The 22,126-nt window shown below is 61.4% G+C and carries 16 protein-coding genes; 9 read left to right on the top strand and 7 right to left on the bottom strand.

The window, feature by feature from the left end:
• Positions 1–125 precede the first annotated feature (125 nt).
• The gene (locus NKJ35_RS26850; protein ID WP_352650431.1) at positions 126–1,244 is read left to right on the top strand and encodes a glycosyltransferase family 4 protein; all 1,119 of its coding nucleotides are present in this window, start codon (positions 126–128) and stop codon (positions 1,242–1,244) included.
• Here NKJ35_RS26850 and asnB read toward each other — a convergent pair.
• Together asnB and NKJ35_RS26840 are read right to left on the bottom strand one after the other, a co-directional pair.
• Positions 1,218–3,143: an asparagine synthase (glutamine-hydrolyzing) gene (gene asnB, locus NKJ35_RS26845; RefSeq protein ID WP_352650429.1), complete on the bottom strand. Its 1,926-nt coding sequence runs from the start codon at positions 3,141–3,143 to the stop codon at positions 1,218–1,220. The genes NKJ35_RS26850 and asnB overlap by 27 nt on opposite strands.
• A gap of 165 nt (positions 3,144–3,308) precedes the next feature.
• Complete coding sequence (locus NKJ35_RS26840) at positions 3,309–4,550, bottom strand: glycoside hydrolase family 5 protein (RefSeq protein ID WP_352650427.1); 1,242 nt, start codon at positions 4,548–4,550, stop codon at positions 3,309–3,311.
• 116 nt (positions 4,551–4,666) lie between these two features.
• Here NKJ35_RS26840 and NKJ35_RS26835 point away from each other — a divergent pair, with 116 nt between their 5' ends.
• From NKJ35_RS26835 to NKJ35_RS26825, 3 genes are all read left to right on the top strand, one after another.
• Entirely contained in the window at positions 4,667–6,595 is a 1,929-nt protein-coding gene (locus tag NKJ35_RS26835) for a heparinase II/III family protein (protein WP_352650425.1), read from the top strand.
• Between the two features lie 237 nt (positions 6,596–6,832).
• Entirely contained in the window at positions 6,833–7,828 is a 996-nt protein-coding gene (locus tag NKJ35_RS26830; RefSeq protein ID WP_352650424.1) for a sterol desaturase family protein, read from the top strand.
• Positions 7,829–8,160: 332 nt separating this feature from the next.
• A complete protein-coding gene (locus NKJ35_RS26825; protein ID WP_352650422.1) occupies positions 8,161–8,994 on the top strand; it encodes a GNAT family N-acetyltransferase in 834 nt (277 codons plus the stop codon).
• Between the two features lie 112 nt (positions 8,995–9,106).
• Here NKJ35_RS26825 and NKJ35_RS26820 read toward each other — a convergent pair whose 3' ends face one another.
• From NKJ35_RS26820 to NKJ35_RS26800, 5 genes are all read right to left on the bottom strand, one after another.
• Complete coding sequence (locus tag NKJ35_RS26820; RefSeq protein ID WP_036238601.1) at positions 9,107–9,418, bottom strand: UBP-type zinc finger domain-containing protein; 312 nt, start codon at positions 9,416–9,418, stop codon at positions 9,107–9,109.
• Positions 9,415–11,106: an FAD-dependent oxidoreductase gene (locus NKJ35_RS26815; protein ID WP_352650420.1), complete on the bottom strand. Its 1,692-nt coding sequence runs from the start codon at positions 11,104–11,106 to the stop codon at positions 9,415–9,417. The genes NKJ35_RS26820 and NKJ35_RS26815 overlap by 4 nt, the downstream gene beginning before the upstream one ends.
• Before the next feature lie 360 nt (positions 11,107–11,466).
• On the bottom strand, positions 11,467–12,393 hold the full coding sequence (locus tag NKJ35_RS26810) for an NADP-dependent oxidoreductase (RefSeq protein ID WP_352650418.1): 927 nt from the start codon (positions 12,391–12,393) through the stop codon (positions 11,467–11,469).
• A 114-nt stretch (positions 12,394–12,507) separates the two neighbouring features.
• Positions 12,508–12,945 carry a CBS domain-containing protein gene (locus NKJ35_RS26805; protein WP_352650457.1) on the bottom strand — a complete coding sequence of 146 codons (438 nt, stop codon included), beginning with the start codon at positions 12,943–12,945 and terminating at the stop codon, positions 12,508–12,510.
• Between the two features lie 495 nt (positions 12,946–13,440).
• The gene (locus NKJ35_RS26800; RefSeq protein ID WP_352475745.1) at positions 13,441–14,238 is read right to left on the bottom strand and encodes an AraC family transcriptional regulator; all 798 of its coding nucleotides are present in this window, start codon (positions 14,236–14,238) and stop codon (positions 13,441–13,443) included.
• Between the two features lie 277 nt (positions 14,239–14,515).
• On the opposite strand from NKJ35_RS26800, the gene NKJ35_RS26795 reads away from it, so the two are divergent.
• From NKJ35_RS26795 to NKJ35_RS26775, 5 genes are all read left to right on the top strand, one after another.
• A complete protein-coding gene (locus tag NKJ35_RS26795; RefSeq protein ID WP_352650416.1) occupies positions 14,516–15,982 on the top strand; it encodes an alpha-glucosidase/alpha-galactosidase in 1,467 nt (488 codons plus the stop codon).
• A gap of 125 nt (positions 15,983–16,107) precedes the next feature.
• Positions 16,108–18,192: an ABC transporter substrate-binding protein gene (locus tag NKJ35_RS26790; protein WP_254819492.1), complete on the top strand. Its 2,085-nt coding sequence runs from the start codon at positions 16,108–16,110 to the stop codon at positions 18,190–18,192.
• Between the two features lie 104 nt (positions 18,193–18,296).
• A complete protein-coding gene (locus tag NKJ35_RS26785) occupies positions 18,297–19,304 on the top strand; it encodes an ABC transporter permease (RefSeq protein WP_352650414.1) in 1,008 nt (335 codons plus the stop codon).
• Between the two features lies 1 nt (position 19,305).
• Positions 19,306–20,439: an ABC transporter permease gene (locus NKJ35_RS26780; protein WP_254819490.1), complete on the top strand. Its 1,134-nt coding sequence runs from the start codon at positions 19,306–19,308 to the stop codon at positions 20,437–20,439.
• 10 nt (positions 20,440–20,449) lie between these two features.
• Positions 20,450–22,117 carry an ABC transporter ATP-binding protein gene (locus NKJ35_RS26775; RefSeq protein ID WP_352650455.1) on the top strand — a complete coding sequence of 556 codons (1,668 nt, stop codon included), beginning with the start codon at positions 20,450–20,452 and terminating at the stop codon, positions 22,115–22,117.
• Positions 22,118–22,126: the final 9 nt, after the last annotated feature.

Below are 22,126 nucleotides of genomic sequence, written 5' to 3'. Positions count from 1 at the left end.
CGGAAAATCCAGCGCGATGACGGCGAAGGGTGAACAGATTCAGTTTGAACTAAAAGATTTGCCGTAAACCTTATTGGGAACGTTTGCTTTGCAGTTACCCGGTCTGTGTTATTTAGGGTACCATCATGTTGCAGCGCCTCATATCCGATCGAAAAATACATGTCCTGGTCGCGACGCCGTCGGGCGTTTCGGGGCAGGGCGGCATCGACCGCATCATGGGGGCGCTGAAGCAGGAGTTCGAACGGCAAGAAATCGCCGACATCGATGTGTGCTTCCTTGCCAGCCGTGGCCCGGGGCATGTCGGACTTTCGATCTTCTATATGCTCGGCTTTTGCTTACGGATGCTTAAAGCGCGTGTGGCTGGACGTGCAGATGTCATTCACATCAACATCTCAGTTTCCGGCAGCACCTACCGCAAGATGGTGATCGCCGCCTGGGCACGGCTGCTGTCGATACCCTATGTCCTGCATTTGCACGGGGCGCAGTATCAGACATTCTGGAAAGCCGACCGCGGTTTCATAAGCCGCCGTATCAAAGCTTTGTTCGAGCATGCCGATCGGGTGATCGTTTTGGGTCGGCTTTGGCGCGATTTCGTCGCCAGCCGGGCGCCGGGCGCAGCCGGCAATATCGTGATCGTGCCCAATGCGACCGAAGTCCCGTCGCTGGCGCATGTCGGCGGCGGCGACCATGTGCATATCCTGTTCCTCGGCCGCATCGGCGACCGCAAGGGCGTACCGCAATTGCTCGAGGCACTGCACTGCATGAGCCCTGTCAAGAATTGGCGCGCCACGATTGCCGGCGATGGCGAGGTCGAGGCGGCGCGGACAAAGTCAGCCGCGCTGGGGATTGCAGACCGGATCGCCTTTCCAGGCTGGGTGGGACCTGACGATGTCGCATCGCTGATCTCTTCGGCCGATATTCTGGTTCTTCCCTCCTTCGCCGAAAATCTGCCGATGTCGGTGATCGAAGGCATGGCAGCCGGTTTGGCGGTGGTGGCGACCCCGGTTGGCGCGGTCGAAGACATAATCACCGACGGGCAATCCGGGCTGCTGGTGCCGCCAGGCGATGTTACAGCGTTGACCGACGCGTTGAGCTGCCTCGTGGAGGACCCGGCACTGAGGGCAAGGCTTGGTGCCAGTGCCATGGCCGTGCATCGGGAACGGCTTGAGCTCGCCCCGTTTGTCGGCGCAATCTGCGATGTCTGGCGGTCGGCCGCGTCAAGCCGTCAACCGGTCAAGCGTTGAGGCCGATGATCGCGGCGGCGCTTCGAGCCTGAATTCGCGGTGGAATATCTCCAAATTCAACAGCGCCCATATCAGCTTTTCGTGGTCGGCGGCGCCCGTGGTGTGTTCGGAGACGATTTGATCAAGCTGTTTCGGACTCAGATAGCTGCGAATGACGGAGTGAGGCGAGCAAAGATGGTCATGCACGTAGTTCCTCATCGATCCGCGAAACCACTCGGCGACCGGTACCTTGAACCCCACCTTGCGGCGGCTGAGAATTTCCTCCGGGAGGATATTGGCCATGCTGTCGCGCAGGATCTGCTTGCTGTGCAACCAACCCAGCCTGTAGCGATCGGGCAATTTGCTGACGAACGAAACCAGGTCGCGATCGAGGAACGGCATTCTTCCTTCAATTGAACCCGCCATCATCATGTGGTCGCCTCGTTCCAGGAGATTGTCAGGCAGCCACGACGTCTGATCAAAAAACAGCACGCGGCGAAGATGGGAGGCCGCAGCGCTTGACGAGAACGGAAAGTCGTTGTGCTCATAACGGCGACTTGCGGACGCACCGATCAGGCAAGCGCGCTGCTGCGCGGAAACGGCTCCAAACCAGGAGACCATCCGGGCGGCAAAGTCCCTTTCGCCCGCGGTGCGGGCAAACGTATCGACCTTGGCCGACGCGCCCGGCATCGCGCGTACCACAGGGGAAAGGACGTTATCGTGCAGCGAGGCTGGGACAAGCGACTGGTAGATCCCGGCCAGTGATTCCGCGCGATGCTTGGGATAGCCGCCGAGAATCTCGTCGGCTCCTTCGCCGGTGAGCACCATCTTGACCTCTTGCGAGGCTCGCTCCGACATCAGGTAAATTGGAATATCGCTGCTTTGCGAAACAGGTGCCCCGCGTTGGCGAACCATCGCCGGCAGGTGATCCATCAGATCGCCTGGCTGGATTACAAGTTCGCAATGATCGGTCTTGAAATGATCGGCAACGCGTCGGGCGAATGCAAATTCGCTATAGGCTGCGTCGTCGAACCCGACAGAAAACGTGCGAATGGGCGTGGCGCTGTGCCTAGCCATCAGCGCGACGATAGCCGAGGAGTCGAGCCCTCCGGAGAGAAAGGCCCCAAAAGGTGCATCGCTGCGCATCCTAATCTCGACGGAATGGTCGAGCAGTTCCAGAAATCGCCGCTTTGCGGTTTTTCCGTCGATCCGCTCGGTCAGGGCCGCCTGGTCCGGAGGCGTATAGTAGCGCGTTTCCTTGACTACCCCTTGCGACCAGACAGCATAGCTTCCGGGATTGAGTTTGCGGATCTGTTTGAAAAGCGTGCGCGGTCCCGGCACATAACGCCAGTTCAGATACTCGTGCACGGCATCCAGATCGAGTTCCTGAGCATCTTGCTGCGATGACAGCAATGCGTTGATCTCCGAGGCAAACAGCAGCAATTTTTCGCTTTGCATGAGGTAAAGCGGCTTTTCCCCGAAGGGATCCCGGGCGAGGATCAATTCCTGCCTCTGAGCATCCCAGAGTGCAAAGGCGAACATGCCGCTCAGCCGGTCGAACATTGACAAGCGCCACTGATCGTAGGCTCGGAGCAGCACCTCGGTATCGGAGCGTGTTCGAAAATGATGGCCAAGGCCGATCAGTTCCTGGCGTAGCTCGATGTAGTTATATATCTCGCCGTTGAAAATTATTTTGAGACGACCGTCCTCAATCTGCATCGGCTGATTCGACTCGGGCGCTAGGTCAATGATCGCCAGGCGGCGATGGACCAATGCCAATTGTTGCTCGCCGGTATTCAGGTCCAATATCTCGGTGCCTTCGGCATCGGGACCGCGATGCCGCAATGCGTTTGACATTCTGGCGGCCCGCTCTTGTGGATTTTTAGCCCTTCGACCGATCCATCCGGCAATTCCACACATTGTTTCCCCCTAGGCGCGCATTCCTCACTCCAGTACAACAAATGTGTTAAACACTTCGTGCCGACACAACCCAACCGGGAGAAAGCTGCCACGGGCCATCCTCGATGGAGCCTGGCGGTCAGGGGTTGCCACCGGTTGTTCGCTGGTGAGGGCGAGTGATGGCACCTATGGCAGGCCCAATGCCTGCAGCATCTCCGGGTCGGGAACCGGGGGACCATCGGGCGGGATGAGGCTCATCCCATAGGGATTGGTGAACTCCCAGACAGACCATGGGATCGCGAAGCGTTCGGCCTCTTGGCGCACTGCCTTGAGATAGCGCGAACGGTCGGCCTCAAAGGCCCCCATGCGCCCGTCCGCGGACATGAGGATAGCGCCGAATTCGCCCATGAAGAGCCGCCGGCTGGGGATGCCATGGCCTTCAGCCCAGTCGACAGCCTGGCGAAAGCTCGCGTCCAGTTGGCTCTGGCCCCAGTTCTGCTCGAAATACCTCGCGATTGCTTGGCGCGCGGTGGCCATGTTCATGACCTGCTCGACCCTGCTCAAGCCGGCAGCCTCCATCCGCGCTCTAAGGGTTTCGGTCACCACTTCGGGTGTACTGCTGTCGGCCGGCCAGGGAAGTCCCGAAGCAAAGCTGATTGTGTCATCGGGCCGCTGGTGGGTGAAGCTGTGCGGCTCATACATATGGAAGCTGTAATAGAGGTTTGGGTCATCAAAGCCGGGGCTGAGGTTGACCAATCCGGCAATGCTGCCGCCGCAGGCGCCGGTTGCAACGATGGTAAGTTCACTGCTGACCGCTCGAATGTCGTGGACGGTCCCTGCCATGATCCGCTGCCAGTCATCGCTGCCGCTCGCATCGCAAGGGTAGTATGCGGGCTCGTTGTAAGGTTCGAGGGCGACTTTGTCGGTGCCTATCTTGACCAGCATGGCGGCGACCGCCACAACCATTTGACGATAGCGGGCAACGCCCTCGCTGTCGGCGCCGCCATAGATCATCTCCATGCTGTAGTCGGGAACCTGAGTGACGCCATGCAGGTCGAAAACCACCTTGAGGCCGGTCGACGTGATCCGCTCGACGGCGGCGGCAAGTATGTCCAGCGCCTGTTGCCGCTTGGCGCCCTCGCTGGCAAGCAGCGGGCCGGGATCGACGCTCAGCCGGACGAAGTCGAAGCCCATCGATCGGATGTGGGCAAACACCTCCCCGGACGGCCAGTCGGCGAGCGGCCTGCTTCCCGCAAGCCACTCCTTTTCGCTGCGATAGGGCGGCCAAACGTAGGTTCCGTCTTTTTCCACCGGCGACCAGTTGAGCCACTGATGCACGCCAATGCCGCGCTTGAGAGGGATGGGCGCTGCGTCGGCCGCCACAAGCAAGGCGAGCACCCAGGCAACAACACACGCCGCTTTCCGCATCGCTCTCTCCGTATGGTCGCCGGAGATATTAACCGCAACGAACAGGAAAGAAGATTGCCGGCCCGCAGCTTTTCGACGGCATGGTATACAAGGACCGAAACGTTGACGGGGCGTGCATGAGAATCGGCTGGTACATCAACCGATTGCGCAGCATGGGACCGGCCGAGGTGCTGCACAGGCTGGGCGAGCAACGTCGAAGGATCGCGTCGCGCCGCCGCGATGATGGGTGGGAGCGCTATCCATCGCCGCGGTTGCACCCAGTGCTGCCCGGATTTCGCTATGCTGCGTTGGCGGCGACCGACGCCCAACGGCAAGCCATAGCAGCGGCCGCGCAAGAGATGCTTCAGGGCCGGTTTTCTGCACTCGGGCGGACATGGCCAAAGCGTGAGCCCGAACTGTTGTTTCCTGCCGAGCTTTGGCGTCTTGATCCGGTGACCGGCAGGCTTTGGCCTGGCCCCGAGGCTCATACTTTCGACATCGATTTTCGCCATGGCGGCGACCTTGGCGATATAAAATATGTCTGGGAGATCAACCGGCTGCAGCAATTGCCGCCACTGGCTGCACACCTGCTCCTCGGCGAGGACAATCGATCCCGGAGTGCCATCGAGGCGGCAATCGGCAGTTGGCACTCCGCCAATCCACCGTTCCGAGGCATCGGCTGGGCGTCCGGCATCGAAGTAGCGCTGCGGGCCATCAGCCTGATCGTCACCCTGGACCTCGTCGGCGACCAGCTTGACCCAGCGACGCTGCGGAAAGCTGGTGAGATACTCGCGGCAAGCGCCTATTGGCTGCCGCGGTTTCCGTCGCGATATTCCTCCGCCAACAACCATCTCGTCGCAGAGTTGGCCGGCGAATATCTGGCCGGCCTGGCGCTCGGGGCCGGATCCGAAATCGCCCGCGGCGCCCTCCTGAATGAGACGCACAAGCAGATACTTGCCGATGGCGCAGGTGCCGAGCAAACACCGACCTATGCAGCCTTCAGCGCCGAACTCATCTTGCTGTGCGCCGCCGCGGCACGCCAGGCGGGAACGCCGTTTCCCTCGGCTGTCGAAGCGCGTCTGGGCGCCTTCGCTAATTTCGTCGGCTGGCTGCCACAGAAAGCCGCCCGCTTCGGCGACGACGATGAGGGCCACGTGCTGAAGCTGGGGGATGAGCCGAACTATATCCGATCCGTCGCGTCCGCCATCCAAGGCTTACTGGGGACGCCGGGCAACGCGCCGGAGCCCGACGACTTTCGTTCGCTTTTCTTTGGTGCGCCGTCGGGTCCGGCGCCCGCGGTGCAGGGCTTGCAGACATTCCCGCAAGGCGGGCTCTCAGTCTGGCGCGGAGCAATGAATGGCCGCAATGTCGAACTGACGTTCGACCATGGACCGCTCGGATATCTCTCGATAGCGGCGCACGGCCATGCCGACGCGCTGTCGCTCACCCTGTGCATCGACGGTGAGCCGGTGCTGGTCGATCCAGGCACCTGGCTCTACGGTTCGGGAGGCGCATGGCGCGACTGGTTCCGCTCCACACCAGCGCACAACACGCTGAACATCGAGGGCAAGAGCCAAAGTACCATCGCTGGAAATTTCAACTGGTCGCACAAGGCAGTCGCAGCGCTGGTGGAGAGCGAGCCGGGACCGCACTGGAGGCTGAGCGCCCGGCATGATGGCTATAGAAGCCGCTTCGGCGTCGTGCATCAGCGCACTTTGGCGCGCCAGGTCGATGGCATCCTCATCACCGACCAACTGCTCGGCGGCGGGCGTCAGTCCGAGATCGTCTTCCAGCTGGCCGTCGGCCTCCATGCCGACCGGCACGAAGATACGGTCACGGTATTGCGCGGCGGCGAGGCGCTGTTGGCCATCCGCTTTCCTGACGCTGCGCTCGACGTCGGCGCCGGCGGTGACATGCCGGGGCAAGGCGGTTGGGTTTCACTGCGCTTTGGCACCAGGCAGCAGGCCGAACGCCTCGCCTGGCACGGTGAAGTGGGCGAAGCCGGAATCCATATCCATCTTGCCCCAATTCACCCGCCACAACGGCAAAAACCGGCGCCAACGTAGAGTTGCCGGGCGAGTTCCAGCCGTATTCGACATTAATTACGTTTGGACATTTAGCGGTTTCGTTACCGTTGATCTGCTAGTCTCGCACCATCCAGCCTGCTTTGCCCGCTGCGTCTGCAACAGCCACTGGTTGCAGGCGGCGTGGCGAGTTTGGCGGGAGTTTTGTGCTTTGCTATTCGCCAGATCGCCTTCGTACGACCCCAGACTGCCTTCTTACGACCAGGAGCCGCTGCAACGATGTTTTCCGAATTTGTCAGAGCGATTGTGGAAAAGCTTTCGAACGTCAATCTGACCACGCTCGGCCTGCTTCTCCTCACCGCACTGGGCAGCGCGGTGATCGCCTACTGGCGAACTGCCGAACATAAGTCCCTCAGGGATTTTTTCGACTTCGCCTTTCCCCAGGAAGTCATCCTGCACCCGTCGGCGCGAGCTGACGCCCTGTTCTGGATCACGAAACGGGCGATGATGCCTTTCCTGCTTATTCCTGCCGGCGTCACCTTCGTCGTCGCGGTGGGCTATGGCACACGCGAGGCAATTGGCTGGCTCCTTAACATCCACGCGCCGCTTCTCGGCGGCCCGGCGGGACCAGTGACGATCGTCATCTTCACCGCAACCATGCTGGTCGCCTATGATATCTCATACTACCTCTACCACGTCGCCCAGCACCGTTTCCCGTTCCTGTGGGAATTGCACAAGGTACATCATTCGGCCGAGGTGATGGTGGGGATCACCAAGGACCGGGTTCATCCGCTGGACGATCTGATGAACCGCATGTGGGATGGCGTCATTCCGGGCATCTGCTTCGGTATCTGGAGCCTGATCGCACTCGACCCGGTAGAGGTCGCTATCTTCGGCATCAACGTCTACATCATCCGTAACATCCTGATGATGGACTTTGTTCGTCATACGCATCTCAAGATCTCGTTCGGCCCGTTGAACAACATCATCCTGTGTCCGCACTGGCACCAGGTGCATCACAGCATCGACCCTCGTCATTATGACAAGAATTTCGGCCTGCTTTTTTCGTTCTGGGATCGTCTGTTCGGAACGCAATTTGTCCCGGAACCGGATGAAGACCTGAAATTTGGCCTGATCGATCGCGATGTGCGCGATTATCAGTCGCTCTTTGGGCTCTACATCCTGCCGCTCAAGAAGATGGCAAGGCATGTCATGCGACTGTTTCACAGGCGGCCCAATGTAGTCGCGCAGCCACAGGACAGTTCTCCTTCATGAACACTGTTGTTTCCATCGACGTCCTAGGCGCGGAGCGCCTGGAAATCGTCCGTTCGGCGGATCGTCTGGCTGCGGTCGAAGCCGCTTGGATGGACCTTTGGCATCGTACCGACGGGCTGATCTTTCAAAGCCATGCCTGGATTTCGGCATGGTGGAGTACCGTACAACGCCGTGGCCAGCGCGCGTTGCGGATCGGCCTGGTCTGGAAGGGCGAGAAACTCGTTGCTGTCGTTCCGCTGGCGATCGGCAGGCGCAGGGGGCTGCGGTTTCTCGAATGGGCGGCCGGCAGCTATACCGACTATGGGGATATTCTCGTTGCCCCGGAATGCTCGTTGTCGGCGCTGCAGGAGCTATGGACCCAACTCTGCGATGCAGGTGGCTTCGATCTTGCCTTGATCAGTCGTCTCTCGCCGGATGCGGCGGCCCGCAAAATTTTCACGCCGGGAGCTTTCGGCGGCATCAGGCTTCGTCACTTTCACCGAACGGAAGTCAGCTATCGCGTTGCCGGACAATGGGAAAGCGGAGCGGCATGGTTCGCGGACCAGTCGAAAAAGACGCGCCAGAACTATCGGCGCGGCATCAAAGCGCTGGAAGAAACCGGAGAGGTGAGATTTCGCCTGCTTGCCCCCGACGAGCCGCTGCAACCGGTACTGGAGCGCCTCGCGGCCTTGAAGCGGAAATGGCTGACCGAGCGCATGCGTGAGTCAGACCTGTTCGAAGAGGGCGTGCCGGTACTCGCCGCGCTCGTCGATGCGTTGGCGCGCGCCGGCGTGCTGCATATCTTCGTCCTCGAATGCAATGGCGTGATGGTCGCGGTGTCGATCAACTTCGTCCAGCACGACGTAATGATGGCCTTCGTGACGACATTCGATCCGGATTTCGCCCGGGCGTCGCCGGGTGTGATCCTGTTGATGGATTACGTGCAGTGGTCGATCGATCACGGCTTGAGCATGGTCGATTTCCTCTGTGGAGCAGAGTCGTTCAAACACAAATTCTCGACGCAGGCGGTTACGTTGGAATCCGTCATCGGGACGCGCACGGCACAGGGTGCGCTTGCATCTCTTGCCGATCGTGTCCTCCAGACCGTCAGGCAAATGCGCGAGCGGTCATCGGCACCACCAAAGGGACGCGATACGCCCCCTCCGGCCGAAGCAGCCCTGGACTAGAACAGTTCTTCACGGAAACGCCGAACAGCTCCATCCTTTTTGACGCAATTGCGGACGAAAACCGTTCACACTTTTTCTCGAATTGCTCTAGCGGCCCGCTGGCAAAAAAAGCTCAAATGAAGCGCGGTATCGGTCCGTTTTGCGGCGTGGTGCGGTCGCCGAGGTCGAGGAAGATTTCGTCGATGTAGCACCATCCCCAGCCTTCCGGCGGATCGTAGCCTTCGATGACAGGATGGCCGGTTGCCCGAAAATGCTTGGTGGCATGACGGTTGGGCGAGTCGTCGCAGCAGCCAACGTGACCGCATGTGCGGCAGAGCCGCAGATGCACCCACTGCGAACCGCTCTTCAGGCATTCCTCGCAGCCGAGCGCGCTCGGCGTCACGTCGCGAATGTCCCCGGCGTGCCTGCATTCGTCTGCCATCATATGCTCCTGACCAGTTGTGGCGCCACGGCTAGGCTGCCGTTTCGCCCGAGATATGCATGCAGCGCCGCAACCACCTGGGCGCCTTCGCCGACGGCAGCGGCGACGCGCTTGATCGAGCCGGAGCGCACGTCGCCGATGGCGAACACGCCGCCGCGGTTCGTCTCCAGAGCACCACGTTCCTGGCCAATGTCAGGCCCGGTGCGAACGAAGCCCTTCGCGTCCAACGCCACGCCGCATTGCGCCAGCCAGTCGGTGTTCGGATCGGCGCCGATGAACAGGAAGAGGTGGCGGATCGGACGTGTTGTCTCGGTGTCGCGGTTGCGCCAGCGCACTTTGCCAAGATTGCCGTCGGCGCCTTCCAGCGCCGTGATCTGCGTCTCAGCCAGCACTTCGATGTTCGGCTGTGCCCTGACGCGCTCCACCAGATAGCGCGACATGCTCGCATCCAGGCTGCTGCCGCGCGCCAGCAGCCATACCTTCTTCACATGCGCCGCCAAATAGACAGCAGCCTGTCCAGCCGAATTGCCGGCGCCGACCAGGGCTACCTCTTGCCCGGCGCAAAGCCGCGCTTCGATCGGCGAAGCCCAGTAATGCACGGAGGTTCCCTCGAATTGCGCCAGGTTTGCCATGTCGAGGCGGCGATAGCGCGCTCCGCTGGCGATCACCACCGACCGTGCCCGCACGGTCTCCCCGCCGCCGACGGCGAGCGTGTAGTGGGCACCGGACCTGTCGCTTGCGCTGCCCAGCAGCTTCGCCTCGTCCGGTATCACCATCTCGACGCCGAATTTCTGCGCCTGGTTGTAAGCGCGCGCCATCAGCGCCATTCCCGAAATGCCGGTCGGAAAACCGAGGTAGTTCTCGATGCGCGAGGAGGCACCCGCCTGTCCGCCGAAGGCACGGCAATCGAGCACGATCGTCGACAACCCTTCGGAAGCCGCGTAGACGGCCGCGGCGAGGCCGGCCGGTCCGGCGCCGACAATGGCCACGTCGTACAGCTTGCCGGCGTCGATCGGCCTCACCAGGCCGATGCAGCGGGCAAGCTCGTTCTCTCCGGGGTTGAGCAGCAGCTTGCCGTTTGGACAAAGCACGATCGGCAAATGGTGGATATCGACATGGAAGCGTTCGATCAGGGTCCTGGCGCAGGGATCGGCAGCCGAATCGAGAACGCGATGCGGCTGACCGCTGCGAGCCAGAAAACCTTGCAGCCGCAATACGTCGCCGCTGTCGACCGGTCCGACAATGATCGGGCCGGCTGTGCCGCTCTCGAGCAGGCCGACACGGCGCAGGATCAGCGCCCGCATGATGCGCTCGCCGAGGTTTGCTTCCTGCACCATCAGGTCCCTCAGCCTTTGCGAGGGGATGACGAGCGCCTCGACCGGCTCGATCGCCTCCACATCCACCAGTGAGGGCCGGGCTGAAAGCTGCGCCAACTCGCCGACGAAATTGCCTGCACCGTGCGTGACGATTGTTTCGCGCCGGCCGAAGCTGCCGCCCTGAAGGATATCCACCTTGCCGGACAGGACAACGATCAGACCGGGCGCCAGCTCGCCGGCTGTGACGATCTGTTCGCCTGCGGCATAGGACACGGATTCGCCGAAACGGCCGATGCGGTCCAGGTCCGCCTCAGCCAGCACTGGAAACATCTGATCGCGACGGGCAATGGAGATCGGATTGGCGGGTTGAGACATGGTTCGAACCTATCGCCGGTTTCCGACAGTTTGAAGCGGTTTTTTGCGGCTTGCGGCCGGTAGGAACCTAGCCCGCCTGTCGGTAAACGCTGTGCCCTTCGCTTCACAGTTAACTGACGGGGGCCGTGCGACGGTGTCGTCGTGACGTGCCTCACAATCCGTTGCATCTCCTTGATTTGTTTGATTTGCGCATCCCGGCAAACCCGGCGCATGCTGCTTCAACCGGCATCTGCCTAAGCCGGCCAGGCCCGGCGGGCCGTCCTGTGTCAAACTCTCGGCCGCCGGGCTTCTGGACAGCAGAAAACGACCTGTGTCCGAGCGCTCCGCAAACTCGCCTGCGGCCTGTTGTTCGGCGAGTGCTCAGGCAGCTACCTGAAGCACAATCTTGCCGCGCGTGTGCTGCTTCTCGAGCTGTTCCTCGGCCCTGGCGACTTCCTCAAGAGGATAGATTGCCTGCACGAATGGCCTGACCTTCCCGGCGTCGATGAGGCGGCTGATCTCGGCAAGCTGCGCCGCGTTAGGCTTGGTCAAATAGGAAACGCCGCGAGCCCAATGCAGGCGGGCCTTCTCCGCCGACGGTTCGGAAAGCGTTGAGACGAGCGTCCCGCCGGGTTTGAGCACGTCCCACGAGCGGTCCTGTGTTTCACCCGCTACCAGGTCGAAGACGAGGTCGACGTCCTCGACAACCTCCTCGAAGCGCTGGTTCTTGTAGTCGACCGCCTGGTCGGCGCCAAGCGCGCGGATGAAATCGAAATCCTGCGCGGACACGGTCGTCGCGACAAACGCGTCCGCGTCCTTTGCGAACTGCACCGCCAGATGACCGACGCCGCCGGCGCCGCCATGGATAAGGACCCGCTGCCCGGATTTGAGGCCGCCGTGATCGAAAAGGCCTTGCCACGCGGTAAGGCCCGCAAGTGGCACCGCGGCGGCTTCGGCGTGGCTTAAGCGTTGCGGCTTCGCCGCCGCCTCCGTTGCCTTGACGACGACATATTCGGCGTTGCCGCCGCGGTCGTTGCCGAGCATGGCATATAGCGGATCGCCCTTCTTCAGCGTATGGGCTCGCGTGCCGCACAGTTCCACCACGCCGGACACGTCGCGGCCGAGCGTGACGGGCAGATCCGCGCCCGAGGAGCCCTCGCGAACCTTGTAGTCGACGGGATTGACGCTTGCCGCGTAGACCTTGAGCGTGACCTCGTCGTCATGCGGCTGAGGCAACGGAACCGCGTCCAGCGAAAGAACCTCCGGTCCACCAAATTCGTGGATACGGACGGCCTTCATAGTAATCATGGCTCGCTCCTCGTCGGGTTGAGTCCAATTCGCCTCTGAACTGTTTCGCCGGCAGACCCGGCGTCTATCAAGCCGGCGGTTCGGTCGTGGCAAAGGCCGGCCGGTGGCGCGCCGTCAGTGTATCGTTTGCGAATGCTCGCCGCCGGGTTGCGAGATGCCGCTCAGCGCTTCACCTGCTGTCGCGGTCTCGCTGTTGGTGGCGAGGTCACCCAGCGAAACGATGCCGACCAGGCGCTTGTCACGGTTTAGCACTGGCAAGCGGCGCACTTTCAGGTCAGCCATGTTGCGCAGAACATCCTCCGCGTCTTCGTCTTCGAAGCAATACCTGACCTCGGTGCTCATCACTTCCCGTACCTTGGCGTCAGGTGTCTTGCCTTGGGCGACGCCGCGGATTGCGATGTCGCGATCGGTTACCATGCCGACAAGCCGATCGTTCTCGCCCACCGGCATCGCGCCGGCGTCGAGGCGACCCATCATTTCTGCCGCATCGCGCAGGGTTTGCTGCGGACTGGCGATGTCGACGTCCTTTGTCATGCAGTTGCCAACTTTCATTTTAACCTCCGTTGGTTGCAGGGCCCGCCGCCGAATTTCGTGATGGAAGGGTGAATGAGCGCCAGCGCAAAACGTTCCATGGCAAGACCCGTTTCGAGCGCTCCGCCAAATCACCCTTGCCATCCTCCACTCCGACCGCCTTCAGGCGGTCGGCCCGGGAAAGGTCGGCTCCGAAGGAATTTCGGAAGGCGTGCCAGGAGGAACTCCAAGTGGCTCCTGGTCCGGCGTCGGAATTGGATCCGGCGAGGGCGGGGGTACGCCTGGAGGTTCTCCCGGCGGAGTCTCCGGCGGGGCAGGCGGCCGGGCCGGCTCCGGATTGGGATTGTCCGGCAGTGGATTCGGGTTGTTCGGATCGGGGTTGTTCATCGATCACTCCCCTGACATCTGTGGCCTGATCTCCGCCAGAGCGGAGTGCGGCAGCGGCGAGCGGGCTCTCTTGTCCTAAACCGAGGGGAAGCAAAAGCGTTCCCTCACCTGGTGCCAAGCGGGGCCAATCTATCGGGCGGTTCCCAGGCTGGCATACATTCCGTTGGTGCGGAATTGCGTCGGGTTGATGCCGTAGAGGCGGCGGAAGACCTTGGAAAAATAATTGGCATCCTCGAAGCCGCACATGATGGCGACCTCCTTGACCGGCAGGAAATCGGCCTTCGTCAGCAACTTCGCCGCGCGCTGCAGTCGCTGCTGCAGCACGAATTCGGCGGGCGGAAGTCCCTCGCTCTCGGCGAAGCAGCGCGAGAAATGCGCGCGGCTCAGGCCGCTGATCTCGGCGAGATCGGCAACGCGGAGCGGCCTGTCGAGATTGGCCCTGATGTGGTCGATGACCGGCTGCATGGCGCTCTTGTCGTCGGTGACGGCATGCGAGCCGAAGACATCGTCGTAGAGCGCCATGGCGGCTTCATAGGCGACGGCCGAGGCGGCTCCCGGCGAGACCGCGCCGGTGATCAGGCGCACACTGCAATCCGCGAGATGATCGATCGTCGAGGGCTGCAGCCGCAGCACCGGACCGACGGCGGCAAGGATCGACTTGTGGATGCGCAGTGCCTCCTCGCCGTTCATCGATATCCAGAAGAACTCCCAGCGTTCGCCCTTAGCCAGCCAGTAACGGTGGTTGTGCGGCACGAGAACCAGCAAAGTGTCGCCCTTTTGCAGGCGGTAGTTCCGGTTCTCGTAGCGCAATCGGCCGGTGCCGCTGATCGTATGCTGGAGCACGGTAAACGGCGTCTGGCCGCGCTTGCGCCCATCCCAGTCGTAGACCTCGTTCTCGCGTACTTCATAGCCGGTGCTTGTCGGCATTGTGTGTAGACGCTGGCGCCCGCGCGGCAGCGATACCGTCCTGCCCGCCGGCCCGATGTCGATCAAGTTCCGCAGCACAAAATTACCCCTAAAAGCATAATCCTTCTCTGGTCGCGTGCCGAATAAGGCGCATAATCCCTCGAGAAAAGCAAAAGAAACTGCGGTCAACGAGCGGATGGGAGGAAGTGCCGGATTCCAGCCTGCATAATGTGGCAGGCGGGCCAGGCCTCTTTTCGCCGCCTTTGCCCTAGCGTTCGATCAGGTCGAGGTGAAGCTGATGAGTTTCAAGATCGCTATCATCGGTGCGGGAAGCGTCGGGTTCACCAAGAAGCTCTTCACCGACATTTTGTGCGTTCCTGAATTCAGGGATGTCGAATTCGCATTGACCGATCTCAGCGAACGCAACCTCCAGATGATCAAGTCGATCCTCGACAGGGTCGTCGAATTCAACAAGCTGCCGACCAAGGTTACGGCAACGACCGACCGCCGTGCCGCCCTCGAGGGTGCCCGCTACATTATCAGCTGCGTTCGCGTCGGCGGTCTCGAAGCCTATGCGGACGACATCCGCATTCCCTTGAAGTATGGCATCGACCAGTGCGTCGGCGACACGATCTGCGCCGGCGGCATCCTCTATGGCCAGCGCAACATTCCGGTAATCCTCGATTTCTGCAAGGATATCCTCGAAGTCGCCGAGCCCGGGGCGAAATTCCTGAACTACGCCAATCCGATGGCCATGAACACCTGGGCGGCGATCGAATATGGCAAGGTCGATACCGTCGGCCTTTGCCACGGCGTCCAGCATGGCGCCGACCAGATCGCCGAAGTGCTCGGCGCCAAGTCGCGCACCGAGCTCGACTACATCTGCTCCGGCATCAATCATCAGACCTGGTTTATCGACCTGCGTCTCAACGGCCGCAAGATCGGTAAGGACGAACTGGTTGCCGCCTTCGAGGCGCATCCGGTCTATTCGCAGCAGGAAAAGCTGCGCATCGATGTCCTGAAGCGCTTCGGCGTCTATTCGACCGAAAGCAACGGCCATCTTTCCGAATACCTGCCCTGGTATCGCAAGCGGCCGGACGAAATCACCCGCTGGATCGACATGTCCGACTGGATCCACGGCGAGACCGGCGGCTACCTTCGTTATTCGACCGAAACACGCAACTGGTTCGAAACGGAGTTCCCGCAATTTCTGGAATCCGCCGCCAGGCCGATAGACCCCGCCAAGCGCTCCAACGAGCATGCCAGCCACATTCTCGAGGCGCTGGAGACGAACCGCGTTTATCGCGGCCATTTCAACGTCAAGAACAACGGCATCGTCACCAACCTGCCGCAGGACGCCATCATCGAGTCGCCCGGCTTCGTCGATCGCTTCGGCATCAACATGGCTGCAGGCATCACCCTGCCGGAGGCCTGCGCCGCCACTTGCACTTCCTCGATCAACGTCCAGCGCATGTCGGTTCATGCGGCGATCTCCGGCGATATCGATCTGCTGAAGCTCGCCGTCCTGCACGATCCGCTGGTCGGCGCGGTTTCGACGCCGGAAGAGGTTTGGCAAATGGTGGACGAAATGGTCGTCGCCCAGGCCCGCTGGCTGCCTCAATATGCCGATGCGGTGCCGGCCGCGAAGGAGCGGCTTTCGAAATCCAGGATCAAGACCCGTGAATGGGCCGGAGCGGCACGGCGCGACGTCCGTTCGATCGAGGAACTACGTGCGGAAAAAACGGCTCTCAAGCAGGCCGTCTGAATTTCGCCAGGACGGATCGCGGCAAGCTTTCGGGAGGAATTTTCGGCACCGAACCCGGAAGTACATTCGTTCGAGGAGAAATGGAGCGGCGTCAACGCGCTCCTGAACAACAGGGAGGAGAGACGATGAGGAATTTCCGAAACATTGGCATTCTCGCCGGGCTGGCGCTTAGCGTCTCGGCCTCGGCCCTGAACGCGTATGCATCCGAGCCGACCGTGCCGCCGGTGCCCGCGCAATTTCCGGCCGAGGGAAAGATCAAGTACGTCGCGCGCGACTCCATCTTGGAGTTCAAGGCACTTCCGGAATACCACGAACCCGATTGGGTCACCGACAAATACGTCAAGGCAGGCAAGCTGCCGCCGGTCAAGGACCGGTTACCGAAGGAGCCGCTGGTCTTCAAGACCGGCAATATGCCGGACGGCGTCGGTGTCTACGGTGATACGATGCGTCATGTCATCGGCGGCCGGCCGGAGGGCTGGAACTATGGCGCCGGCCAGACGCAGGGCTGGGGCGGCATCGACATCGGCCTTTCCGAATGCCTGACGCGCACCGCGCCGCTGTTCCAGGTCGAGGCCAAGGACACGGAGCCGCTGCCGAACCTCGCCAGGAGCTGGGACTGGTCCAAGGACGGCCACACGCTGACGATGCATCTGGTCGAGGGCGCGAAATGGTCGGACGGCGTTCCGTTCAACGCCGACGATGTGATGTTCTACTGGGACGACGAGGTGATCGACCCTAATGTGTCGCCGCTGAACGGTGCCACGCAGGAGACCTTCGGCGTCGGCACGACGCTGAAGAAAATCGACGACTACACCGTCGAGTGGACGTTCAAGGACGCCTTTCCGAAACAATACCTTTACGCCATGGCTTACGGCACCTTCTGTCCGGGCCCGTCGCATATCCTCAAGCCGCAGCATCCGAAATATTCGAAGAACACCTACGAGCAGTTCAAGAACGCCTTCCCGCCGGAATATATGAACATGCCGGTGATGGGTGCCTGGGTGCCGGTGGCATACCGCCCCGACGACATCATCGTCATGCGTCGCAATCCGTACTATTGGAAGGTCGACGAGAAGGGCAACCAGCTGCCGTATCTCAATGAACTGCACTACAAATTGTCGACCTGGGCCGACCGCGACGTTCAGGCGGTCTCCGGGGCGGGAGACTTCTCCAATCTGGAGCAGCCGGAGAACTTCGTCGCCTCGCTGAAGCGCGCAGCGCAAAAGGACGCGCCGGCACGGCTTGCCTTCGGCCCGCGGCTGATCGGCTATAATCTTCGCATGAATTTCTCAGCCAATGGCTGGGGCAACCCCGACGAGCGCGGACAGGCGATACGCGAGCTGAACCGCAACGAGGATTTCCGCAAGGGCGTCACCATGGCGCTCGACCGCAAGGCGCTCGGCGACTCGCTGGTCAAGGGTCCGTTCACTGCCATCTATCCCGGCGGCTTCTCCTCGGGCACGAGCTTCTACGACCGGAAGTCGACGGTCTACTACCCCTTCGATCTCGAAGGCGCCAAGGCGGAACTCGCCAAGGCAGGCCTAAAGGACACGGACGGCGACGGCTTCGTCAATTTTCCTGCCGGCACCGCCGGCGGCAAGAATGTCGAGATCGTGATGCTCGTCAACAACGATTACACCACCGACAAGAGCCTCGCGGAGGGCGTCGTCGGTCAGATGGAGAAATTAGGTATTCGCGTTGTCCTGAACGGGTTGAACGGTACCCAGCGCGATCAGGCCAATTACTCCGGGCGCTTCGACTGGCTGATAAGGCGCAACGAAACGGAACTCACCTCGGTCGTGCAGAACACCGAGCAACTGGCGCCGGTCGGCCCACGCACCAGCTGGAACCACCGCGCTCCGGAAAACGGCCAGGTAGATCTGATGCCGTTCGAGAAGGACCTTGTCGATATCGTCAACAAGTTCGTCTCGGCGCAGGACAATGACCAGAGGGCCAGCCTGATGAAGCAGTTCCAGAAGATCTCGACGGAACATGTCTATACCGTCGGGCTCACCGAATATCCCGGCGCGCTGATCATCAACAAACGTTTCTCCAATATCCCGCAGGGAACGCCAATCTTCATGTTCAACTGGGCCGAGGACTCGATCGTCCGCGAGCGAGTCTGGGTGGCCGCCGACAAGCAGCAGAAATATGAGCTGTTTCCCGAACAGCTTCCCGGAAAGCCCGGGGACAAGGGTCCGACGAACTGAGTTTCCTCCCCTGACTTGAAAATTCCCGGCCGCGCTGCTGGCGCGGCCGGGACAAAGCCAGCGGTGAGGGATAACTGAGAATCTGAGCGAGGAGCAAACGGTCGATGCTGCGATTTCTGCTTATGCGCATAGCATCCGCAATACCGGTTCTCGCCATTTTGAGCGTGGTTACCTTCGCGATCATCCAGGCACCGCCGGGTAACTATGCCGACTATATCCGCTTGCAGCTCATCAACCAGGGTGGAGCCTCCTTTGCCGAGGCCGATGCTCAGGCGAAGGCTTACAGCGTGGAGCACGGCCTCGATAAGCCGGTTCCGCTCCAATACCTGAACTGGATCGGCGGCATCATCACCCGCGGCGATTTCGGCCACAGCCTGTATTACAACAAGCCCGTCGCCGACGTGGTAGGCGAGCGGCTGCCGCGCACGCTGCTGCTTGCGCTTGTCTGCCACCTCTTGGCTTCGGTGCTGGGCATCGGCTTTGGTATCTGGGCGGCGACCAGGCAGTACAGCTGGATCGACAGTACGCTGTCAGCGATTTCCTTCCTCGGAATGACGGTACCGCGCTTCCTGATGGCGCTGATCATCGTCTATCTGCTGGTCTTCCAGTTTAACGTCTCCGAGATCGGCAGCTTCTTTTCGCCGCAATTTGGCGGGGCGCCGTGGTCCTGGGCAAAGTTCGTCGATCTCGTCCGGCATGTCTGGCCGGTTGTCGCCATCGCGACCTTCGGCGGGCTCGCCTACAACATGCGGGTGATGCGCGGCAATCTGCTCGACACGCTGAACGCGCAATATGTCGAGACCGCTCGCGCCAAGGGCCTCAGCGGCGGTGCGGTCGTCATGCGCCATGCAGTGCCCAATGCGCTGCATCCGCTGGTCATGTATCAGGGCGTGGTGCTGCCCTATATGCTGACCGGCGAGATCGAGACGGCGATCATCTTTGCCCTGCCGACCGTTGGCCCGGCGATCGTTGGCTCGATGGCGGTTGGCGACGTCTATGTCACGGCGACCTTCATGATGGTGCTGTCGGCGACGCTGATCGTTGGCAACATCATCGCCGACATGCTGCTCGTTATGCTCGACCCGCGTGTGCGCCAATATGCAGGGTCCTGAGATGCTTGCCTTCGAGCCCTCGCTGCCGCCGCTTGCCGAGGAATCGGCCAAGATCAAGCCGCGCGGCAATGAGAGCTACATCGCGCTCGTCTGGCGCCGCCTGAAACGGTCCTGGACCGGCATGGCCGGGCTCATCCTGGTCGCATTTCTGGTGCTGCTGGCGGTGTTTGCCGACTTCTTCGCACCGATGGATCCCAAGGTGACCGATGTCGGCTTTGCCCCGCCGCAGATGATGAGCTTCCATGACAAGGATGGCAACTTTGTCTTCCAGCCGCGCGTCTATGCCCTGGCGGATTCGGAAGACCTCGACCCGGTTACCTTCCAACCCGTCGTCGGGCCGGACTACGACCATCCGCGGTTGCTCGGCTTCTTCGTCAAGGGCGCGGAGTACAAACTGCTCGGCCTGCTTCCCGCGAACCGGCACTTCTTCGGCTCGACCGACGGCCAGCCGGTGCATTTCCTTGGCACCGACAAATTCGGCCGCGATGTGCTGGCTCGTGCAATCTATGGTTCGCGCATCTCGTTGATGATCGCATTGACCGTGGTCTTCATCGTCACCGTGATCGGTACGACAGTCGGCATGGTGTCGGGCTATTTCGGCGGCACATTCGATGTCTGGGTCCAGCGCTTCGTCGAACTGGTGCTCGCATTTCCGCAATTGCCGCTTTATCTGGCGCTGACGTCGCTTGTTCCGGTGACGGCGCCGACGAATGTCTTCCTGGCCTTCGTCATCGTCGTCATGTCGGCGCTCGGCTGGGCGCAGATGTCGCGCGAGGTGCGCGGCAAGACCCTGGCACTGGCGCGGATCGACTACGTTCGTGCGGCGATGGCGGTCGGCGCCACAGATGGCCGCATCATCATGCAGCACATTTTCCCAAACGTGATGAGCCACGTCATCGTTGCCGTCACGTTGGCGATCCCCAGCGTCGTCCTGCTCGAATCCTTCCTCGGTTTTCTCGGCTTCGCGGTGAAACCGCCGCTGATCTCCTGGGGCCTGATGCTGCAGGACACCGCGACCTATTCGGTCATCGGCACCTATCCCTGGATCCTCTCGCCGGTCGGCTTCGTGCTTATCACCGTCTTCGCGTTCAACGCGCTTGGCGATGGATTGCGCGATGCGGTCGATCCGTATTGAGCGTGACATGATGCAACACGCGCTCGTCAAATCCTTCGCACCGCCTGTCCGGCTCGACCATGACGGCCGTTCGGAAAAACCGGTCATCGATGCCCGCAACATCGCCGTCGATTTCAAGGTCGAACACGGCATGGTCGAAGCCGTCAAGGACATCTCCTTCCAGCTCTATCGCGGCGAGACGATCGCCATTGTCGGCGAGTCGGGATCGGGCAAGTCGGTGACGGCGCGCACCGTCATGGGACTGTTGTCGAAACGCGCGGTCGTGTCGCCGAAATCGACCGTCGAATACAACGGGGCGAAAATCCTGAAATATTCCGAGCGTGCGCGGCGCAAACTGCGCGGCGACCGCATCTCGATGATCTTTCAGGAGCCGATGAGTTCGCTCAACCCGATCTACACGATCGGCAGCCAGATCGTCGAAGCGATACGGGTGCATCGCAAGATGAGCCGCAGGCGGGCCGAAGCAAGAGCGCTCGAACTGCTGCAGCAGGTGCAGATTCCTGAACCCCAGGCGCGGCTGAAGCAATATCCGCACCAGCTTTCCGGCGGCCAGCGCCAGCGTGTGATGATCGCCATGGCGCTGGCCAACGATCCCGATGTGCTGATCGCCGATGAGCCGACGACGGCGCTCGACGTCACGGTTCAGGCGCAGATCCTCAATCTCATCCGAAACCTGCAGAAGAAACTGCGCATGGCGGTGATCCTGATCACGCACGACCTGACCGTGGTGCGGCAGTTCTCCGACTATGTCTACGTCATGCAGCATGGGGAGATGCGCGAACACAATGTGACGGAGAGGCTGTTCGCCAATCCGCAGCATCCGTACACCTGTCACCTGCTTGCCTCCGAGCCGCGCGGCCAGGCAAATCCGTTGCCGGAAGGCGCCGACGTCATTCTTGAAGCCAAGGATGTGCGCGTCTCCTTCATGCTGCGGCATGGCACCTTCATGAGGCCGGACCTGCGCGAACTCGTCGCCGTCGACAGCCTCAGCCTGACCCTTCGGCGGCACGAGACGCTGGGTCTCGTGGGCGAATCCGGATCGGGCAAGACCACCTTCGGCGAGGCGTTGCTCAGGCTCAACACCACGGACAGCGGCGAGATCTATTTCGATGGCCAGCCGATCCATGGCTGTTCACGTTCGCAGATGCGGCCGTTGCGGTCGCGCATGCAGGTCGTCTTCCAGGATCCGTTCTCGTCGCTCAACCCACGCATGACGATCGGCCAGATCATCGAGGAAGGGCTGGTCGTCAACCGAATCGGCGCCACCAGGAACGATCGGATCGAGCGGGTGCGCGAGGCGCTGATCAGCGCCGGCATGCCCGGCGATATCCTGTCGCGCTTCCCGCACGAGTTTTCCGGCGGCCAGCGCCAGCGTATTGCGATTGCCCGCGCCGTCGCGCTCGAACCGGAATTCATCGTACTCGACGAGCCGACATCGGCGCTGGATCTCTCGGTCCAGGCGCAGATCATCGAATTGCTGCGCAAGCTGCAGCGCGAACGGGGCCTGAGCTACATCTTCATCTCGCACGACCTCAAGGTCGTTCGGGCGCTGTGCCACCGCGTCATCGTCATGCAGCACGGCAAGATCGTCGAAGAGGGGCCGGTCGACGAAGTCCTGTCCCATCCCAAAACCGCTTACACCGAACGGCTGGTCAAGGCCGCTTTCGAGGTAGCCTGATTGCTTAAG

It is taken from the genome of Mesorhizobium sp. M0136, from assembly GCF_040322515.1.
GTDB lineage: Bacteria > Pseudomonadota > Alphaproteobacteria > Rhizobiales > Rhizobiaceae > Mesorhizobium.
This window is presented reverse-complemented; position numbering and strand designations above follow the sequence as displayed.

Excerpts from the sequence above, each read along its gene's own strand:
- NKJ35_RS26840 (WP_352650427.1), bottom strand. The coding sequence starts at position 4,550 with ATGCGGAAAGCGGCGTGTGTTGTTGCCTGGGTGCTCGCCTTGCTTGTG.
- NKJ35_RS26790 (WP_254819492.1), top strand. The coding sequence starts at position 16,108 with ATGAGGAATTTCCGAAACATTGGCATTCTCGCCGGGCTGGCGCTTAGC.
- NKJ35_RS26800 (WP_352475745.1), bottom strand. The coding sequence starts at position 14,238 with ATGCCGACAAGCACCGGCTATGAAGTACGCGAGAACGAGGTCTACGAC.
- NKJ35_RS26830 (WP_352650424.1), top strand. The coding sequence starts at position 6,833 with ATGTTTTCCGAATTTGTCAGAGCGATTGTGGAAAAGCTTTCGAACGTC.
- NKJ35_RS26795 (WP_352650416.1), top strand. The coding sequence starts at position 14,516 with ATGAGTTTCAAGATCGCTATCATCGGTGCGGGAAGCGTCGGGTTCACC.
- NKJ35_RS26780 (WP_254819490.1), top strand. The coding sequence starts at position 19,306 with ATGCTTGCCTTCGAGCCCTCGCTGCCGCCGCTTGCCGAGGAATCGGCC.
- asnB (WP_352650429.1), bottom strand. The coding sequence starts at position 3,143 with ATGTGTGGAATTGCCGGATGGATCGGTCGAAGGGCTAAAAATCCACAA.
- NKJ35_RS26835 (WP_352650425.1), top strand. The coding sequence starts at position 4,667 with ATGAGAATCGGCTGGTACATCAACCGATTGCGCAGCATGGGACCGGCC.
- NKJ35_RS26820 (WP_036238601.1), bottom strand. The coding sequence starts at position 9,418 with ATGATGGCAGACGAATGCAGGCACGCCGGGGACATTCGCGACGTGACG.
- NKJ35_RS26850 (WP_352650431.1), top strand. The coding sequence starts at position 126 with ATGTTGCAGCGCCTCATATCCGATCGAAAAATACATGTCCTGGTCGCG.
- NKJ35_RS26815 (WP_352650420.1), bottom strand. The coding sequence starts at position 11,106 with ATGTCTCAACCCGCCAATCCGATCTCCATTGCCCGTCGCGATCAGATG.
- NKJ35_RS26785 (WP_352650414.1), top strand. The coding sequence starts at position 18,297 with ATGCTGCGATTTCTGCTTATGCGCATAGCATCCGCAATACCGGTTCTC.
- NKJ35_RS26805 (WP_352650457.1), bottom strand. The coding sequence starts at position 12,945 with ATGAAAGTTGGCAACTGCATGACAAAGGACGTCGACATCGCCAGTCCG.
- NKJ35_RS26810 (WP_352650418.1), bottom strand. The coding sequence starts at position 12,393 with ATGATTACTATGAAGGCCGTCCGTATCCACGAATTTGGTGGACCGGAG.
- NKJ35_RS26775 (WP_352650455.1), top strand. The coding sequence starts at position 20,450 with ATGCAACACGCGCTCGTCAAATCCTTCGCACCGCCTGTCCGGCTCGAC.